At 47.6% G+C, this 6,384-nt stretch carries 7 protein-coding genes; 4 read left to right on the forward strand and 3 right to left on the reverse strand.

Features of this window, described 5'->3' with window-relative positions:
• From GY843_RS20150 to GY843_RS20165, 4 genes are all read left to right on the forward strand, one after another.
• The coding region (locus tag GY843_RS20150; protein WP_297312385.1) for a phosphomannomutase/phosphoglucomutase at positions 1 to 768 on the forward strand (768 nt) is incomplete at its 5' end.
• Between the two features lie 65 nt (positions 769 to 833).
• Complete coding sequence (gene argB, locus GY843_RS20155; protein ID WP_297312386.1) at positions 834 to 1,736, forward strand: acetylglutamate kinase; 903 nt, start codon at positions 834 to 836, stop codon at positions 1,734 to 1,736.
• Between the two features lie 9 nt (positions 1,737 to 1,745).
• Positions 1,746 to 2,339 (forward strand): nucleoid occlusion factor SlmA, encoded by a 594-nt coding sequence (gene slmA / locus GY843_RS20160; protein WP_297312389.1) that lies wholly within the window; start codon positions 1,746 to 1,748, stop codon positions 2,337 to 2,339.
• An 82-nt stretch (positions 2,340 to 2,421) separates the two neighbouring features.
• Positions 2,422 to 3,198, forward strand: a complete 777-nt coding sequence (locus GY843_RS20165; protein ID WP_297312391.1) for a sulfite exporter TauE/SafE family protein — start codon at positions 2,422 to 2,424, stop codon at positions 3,196 to 3,198.
• Between the two features lie 12 nt (positions 3,199 to 3,210).
• On the opposite strand, the gene GY843_RS20170 is transcribed toward GY843_RS20165, so the two are convergent.
• From GY843_RS20170 to GY843_RS20180, 3 genes are all read right to left on the reverse strand, one after another.
• The gene (locus GY843_RS20170; protein WP_297312393.1) at positions 3,211 to 4,059 is read right to left on the reverse strand and encodes a divergent polysaccharide deacetylase family protein; all 849 of its coding nucleotides are present in this window, start codon (positions 4,057 to 4,059) and stop codon (positions 3,211 to 3,213) included.
• A gap of 24 nt (positions 4,060 to 4,083) precedes the next feature.
• Entirely contained in the window at positions 4,084 to 5,403 is a 1,320-nt protein-coding gene (locus tag GY843_RS20175) for a S41 family peptidase (RefSeq protein WP_297312395.1), read from the reverse strand.
• A gap of 20 nt (positions 5,404 to 5,423) precedes the next feature.
• Positions 5,424 to 6,384: peptidoglycan DD-metalloendopeptidase family protein (locus tag GY843_RS20180; RefSeq protein WP_297312397.1), on the reverse strand; the 961-nt coding region annotated here is incomplete at its 5' end.

Here is a 6,384-nt window from a genome sequence, read left to right on the forward strand (position 1 = left end):
ACCTTCCCTAACCATCACCCCGATCCTGGTAAACCTAAAAACCTAATCGACGCAATTGCCAAAGTAAAAGAAACCGGTGCGGATCTTGGTCTTGCATTCGATGGCGATGGCGACCGCGTGGGCGTCATTACCAACAAAGGTGAAATTATTTACCCTGATCGCATTATGATGTTGTTCAGCGAAGAGATTCTGCAGCGCAACCCTGGCGCAGAGATCATCTACGACGTTAAATGCTCCCGCCTGCTGGCAAACGTGATTCGTGACGCTGGCGGCAAACCAACCATGTGGCGTACAGGCCACTCTCTGATTAAACAGAAAATCAAGGAAAGCGGTGCCCTTCTTGGTGGTGAGATGAGCGGCCATATTTTCTTTAAAGAACGTTGGTACGGCTTTGATGACGCTCTATACAGCGCAGCCCGCCTGTTAGAAATTCTGGCTAGAACTGATAAAACAGTATCTGACCTATTCTCCCAATACCCTGAAGACGTCAGCACTCCGGAGCTGAACATTACGGTTACCGATGAGAACAAGTTCGACATCGTTGCTGCACTACAGGAAAAAGCATTCCCTGGTGGCGATGCTAACCACATCGACGGGGTTCGCGTTGATTATCCCGATGGCTGGGGCCTTGTTCGCGCGTCTAATACCACGCCTGTCCTCGTGCTGCGCTTTGAAGCAGAGACTGAGGAAGCTCTACAGCGTATTCGCGCTGAATTTGAGCAAAAGCTCCAGGAAGTAGACAGCAGGTTGGTTATCCCACACGAATAACATAGAAATAATCGCACCAGTCAGAGGTAATGGCTGGTGCCAAGAATAAGATTGAAGGAAGAGATATGCCTCTGACACGCAACGACGCTATGACTACCGCTCACGTTCTTAGTGAAGCGATGCCTTATATCCAACGTTTTGTTGGTAAAACTATCATCATCAAATATGGCGGTAATGCCATGATTGATGAAAAGCTACAGAACAGTTTTGCCCGTGACATTGTAATGATGAAATTGATCGGTATTAACCCGATTGTTGTTCATGGCGGTGGCCCACAGATTGGTCAACTTCTAAATGACCTTAAAATCGAATCGCACTTCATCAACGGTATGCGTGTCACAGACTCCAAAACCATGGATGTGGTTGAAATGGTACTGGGCGGCGCGGTAAACAAACAGATTGTTGGCCTGATCAATAACAACGGCGGCCAAGCAATTGGCTTAACTGGTAAAGATGGTCAGTTGCTACGTGCGAAAAAGCTGCGCGTTGAGCATAAAACACCAGACATGGAAGCGCCTGAAATTATCGATATAGGTCACGTAGGTGAAGTTGCCAGCGTTAACGTGAAGGTTCTGGATATGTTGGTGAACTCCGACATCATCCCGGTTATCGCACCAATCGGTGTAGGTCAGGATGGAGCTTCCTACAACATCAACGCTGACCTGGTAGCAGGCAAGGTTGCTGAAGTATTACAGGCGGAAAAACTGATCCTGCTGACCAACATTGAAGGCCTGATGGATAAAGACGGTCAGGTACTCACCGGTCTGACAACACAACAGGTGGATGGCCTAATCGAAGATGGCACAATTTACGGCGGCATGCTGCCTAAAATCGATTGCGCTCTGAGCGCCGTAAAAGGCGGTGTAACCAGCGCCCACATTATCGATGGCCGTGTTGAGCACTCCTGTCTGTTGGAGATCTTCACCGATGAAGGTGTTGGTACGCTGATCACCAACAAGAGCAGCTAAGGCCTGAATATGAGTGATAAAGAGAAGCTGTCCCGCCGTGAACAGATCCTTCAGTCCCTGGCTCAGATGCTGGAAGTTAACCCTGGGCAGCGTATAACTACCGCAGCCCTGGCGAAAGAAGTCGGCGTTTCTGAAGCCGCACTCTATCGACACTTCCCGAGCAAAGCACGTATGTTCGAGGGCCTGATAGGTTTTATTGAAGAGACCATTTTCAGTCGTGTAACAGCCATTACTCAGGTTGAATCCGATGGCATAAAGCAGTGCGAACAGATCATTATGCTGCTATTAGCATTCGTTGAACGTAATCCTGGCATGGCACGCATTCTCACGGGTGACGCGCTTGCCGGTGAAACTGATCGCTTACGCCAGCGCATCAACCAGTTCTTCGAACGCCTGGAAACCCAGTTAAAGCAGGTTCTACGTGAAGCGGAAGCTAAAGAAGGGCTGCGTACCCAAACCACAGCAGGTGCCAGTGCTAACCTGATGCTGGCAGCAGCAGAGGGGCGAATTCGCCAATTTGTTCGCACCGAGTTCCGCAAGAAACCGACCGAACAGTGGCAGGATCAATGGCCACGCCTTGCAGAAGGCATTTTCAGAACATAGTTTTATTAACACCGTTACTTTTCGGCACAGCACCACAAGGGAAGGTTTTCCTTCCCTTTCTTACCCTACCTGAAACACCACCATGGATCTGATACTGGAACAAACCGCGCTGTTTTTACTCTCCCTATTTGCCAATACCTTGTCAGCGATGGCGGGAGGTGGTGCCGGCTTACTGCAACTTCCTGTATTGCTGTTCCTGGGCCTGAGTTTCAGCACAGCACTAGCGACACATAAAATTGCCAGTGTTGCCTTAGGTGTAGGGGCAACCATCAGGCATCTGCGTGAAGGCAAGCTCGATTATCGTTTCTGCGCGTTTATTCTGGTCTGCGGTTTACCTGGTGTTGTCTTAGGCGCCGATATTATTCTCGAGATTCCCGAAGGCTGGACAATATTTAGCCTGGGTATTCTCACCTCTGGTCTCGGCATCTACTCCCTCAACAAGAAATCATTGGGAATGACCGCCGAGCCCAAAAATCGAGATCGAAAAGGCCTAATTATTGGAGGCCTGGCTCTATTTATGATCGGAGCGCTGAACGGTTCTCTAACCTCAGGCACTGGGTTATTTGTCACCCTTTGGCTAGTGCGCTGGTTTGGACTCGATTATAAAACTTCGGTTACTTACGTGCTGATCTTGGTTGGTCTGTTCTGGAATTCAACTGGCGCACTGACGGTAGCACTGCAACAGGAACCAAAGTGGGAATGGTTACCCGCGTTGCTTGTCGGAGCAACTCTAGGTTCCTATCTTGGTGCCCATCTGGCGATTACTCAAGGTAACAAGCTGGTGAAACGTGCCTTCGAGACGCTGACAATCATGGTAGGAATAAAGTTGATTGGCGATGGGTTGGCAATTTTGGTGTGACTGATTCAGTGCTTAACGGGCAGCCATGGGGGCTGACTGACAATGGCCCTCATAACTATCACAAGTTTCATGCACCTGCTTATCCACCAGCATCAATTTAGTATCTGTACGAATTTTCAGCAATTCGGACGCGGTGACTAAACGAATACCCAACTGATCAAGAATCGGCAGCGCTTCAGACAGATATCTCACAGTTTCTGGATAGGGATGTCCTATGAGTACGGCATGCCCTTGCTGGACAGCAAGCTTCAACGCCTGCTTAAACTGCCCATGAATATATTGCCAACGTTGTTCATTATCGAGAAAAACATCTCTTGTCAGGTATGGAATACCGTTCTCACGTGCAACTTGCCAAGCTACGGTGTTAGACGTAGTTACACTGTCTATAAAGAACAAGCCACGCTTTTTAGCTACAGCCATCACATCAGCCATCTTACTTCGGTCTTCTGTTAACAAGCTGCCCATATGGTTATTCATGCCTGAAACATGAGGGATTGAATCCAATCCGGTGGTTAAGATACTGCGTAGTTGATGACTACTATGATGCTGCTCCAGTGCTCCAGGCCCCAGGCGAAGGCCCTGTTTATTTTCCATTGGGGCATGCAAGATAACTTCTTTGCCTAAAAGGTGAGCCGTTTCAGCTAATTCAAAAGAGTGCGGGGTATGCGGTAGAAAAGCGTAGGTGATAGCGCCTGGCAGATTAATTGCGGCCATCCCTTTTGCACGGTTATCACCAATATCATCGATGATAATCGCCATCACGGGATCAGAAGGAGGATCTGCTTTTACTGAAAAGGGAGCCAGGGAGATTAATACCCCCAAGCAAACTAACAGCAACTTCACGTCCAAAATGTTTTTCATCTTTGTTGTATCAGTTGTGAGTGATCACTTTTGAACGATCACTATGGCTTTTAGAAGGTTTAACGCTTCGTACAGCTGATAATCGCGCACAGCTAAGTTACTGACTCGCCCCTTCTTAGAAACCTTTTTCTTGCCATTATCCAGGTGGCCACTCAGATCACTTTCCTTAAGATACTCTGGCCCATCACTGCGCAAGGTTATCTCCGCATCATCGACAATGATATCCGGTTTAATACCCTGAGCCTGAATGGAACGACCTTTTGGAGTGTAGTAACGCGCCGTTGTAAGCTTTAACGCTCGCTCTTTGGTTAATGGCAAGACTGTCTGCACTGAGCCTTTACCAAAACTATCCTGCCCCATAATCACTGCGCGCCCCTGATCCTGTAAAGCACCGGCAACGATCTCAGAAGCTGAAGCAGAACCACCATTAATCAACACAACTAAAGGAAGCTCGGGAACCAGAGTTGTGCTCGTCGCACTGAAACGCTGTTCCGTTTCTGGCATTCGCCCTTTGGTATAAACAATCAAACCTTCATTTAAGAAACTATCACTAATATCAACCGCAGCTTGTAAAACACCACCCGGATTATTACGCAGATCAAGCACCAAGCCTTTTAGCTCATCCTTTTTCATCAGGCGTTTGATATGTTTATTAACTTCTTTACCTGAATCCACTTGAAATTGAGAGACGCGTACATAGGCAAAGCCATCATCCAACATACGGCTTTTGACACTTGCCACCTGGATAACATCGCGCTCAACCTCTATCTCAAGTGGTTTTTCCTCTCCTTCACGCACAATCGTTAGCAGAATCTTACTGCCGGGTTTACCACGCATAAGCTCTACGGCTTCGCCCAGATCCATGCCCTGAACAGGTTTATCATCTAGCTTACTGATCAGATCACCGGCTTTAACCCCTGCACGCTGAGCAGGTGTATCGTCGATTGGAGTAATAACCCGGACAAACCCATCTTCCATGCCAACTTCTATACCGAGCCCACCAAACTCACCGCTAGTGTGAGCTTGCAGGTTTTCAAACTCTTTCGGCTCTAGATACGCTGAATGTGGATCAAGGCCTGCAATCATTCCCCTTAACGCGTCCTCCAACAGAGTCGCATCATCAACGGGCTCCACATATGCAGATTTGATACGCTGAAACACCTCTGTAAAAAGTCTTAACTCATCAAGAGGAAGTGTTTTTTCACTACTCTCAGTAGCAGAACCTTCTTTAACAGAACCGTCTTTGGTTTCTTCGGCGAATGATGGAATCGAGATGAAAGCAGACAGCGCTATCCCGGCAAACAGCTTTTTCAGCACAGGAGGTTGGCACAACGTTATCTTCATTATCAATTCCCTTATTCTTATCAGTTCAGCCAGCGCTTAGGGTTGCTGGGTTTGCCTTTATAACGGACAGCAAAATAGAGACCATTATCAACACGCCCGCCACTGCTTCCAGCGGTTGCTATCGTATCTCCTGCCGACACCCAGTCGCCAGTATCAAGCAACAAGCTCTGATTATAACCATACAAACTCATATAGCCCGATCCGTGATCAACGATCAAGACTAAACCATAACCTCGTAACCAGTCAGCAAATACCACTCGGCCGTGATGCACCGCCTTAACCGGTGCGGACTCTTTAGCCTGAATCCATATACCATCATAACGGATGTTGTTACGAACCGTTCCAAAATTCTGGCGTACTCTTCCTTTTAACGGCCAAGGCAGCTTTCCTTTTAGCTCACGGAAGCTTTTATCGTCTTTCACCAAGGTAGCAAAGTTGAGACTTTTCTCAATTTCATTCAACACCGCCTGCAAACGCTTCTGGTCGAGCTTGAGCTGTTTTAACTTAGCCTCATCGCTAGACAACGTCTTTTTTAGTTGGGCAAGGGTGTATTGGCGCTTCTGTCTTGAGGTCTGTAAAGCCTTTACTTCCAACTTTAACTGATCTCGCTTTACCACCATCTTTTTTTCAGTATCGCTTAGCTCTCGCTCAGTACCTGTCAGATCAGCCAGTTTCTTTTGGAACTGCTGCATATCCTGCTTAAGAGCATCATTCACGAAATCATAGTAGCGAATTACCCTGTCCAGTGTTTCTGGATCACGCTGTGTTAGGAGCAGCTGTAACCGCGCTTGTTTCCCCATTTGGTACTGCTGGGCAATCTGTTTCTCTATCAAAAGAGCGCGTTTTTTTAATTCCTTACGTAAAGCGTCACGTTTCTCTTCCAGGTTTTCAGCATGATTACCCAAACCACTTAACTGCTTATCTAAGGCCTGAATCTGTTTTGCCAGCTTTCCAATTTTAACTTCACTCTGGCGCAGCGCC

The organism is Neptuniibacter sp. (assembly GCF_024231755.1).
Taxonomy (GTDB): domain Bacteria; phylum Pseudomonadota; class Gammaproteobacteria; order Pseudomonadales; family Balneatricaceae; genus Neptuniibacter.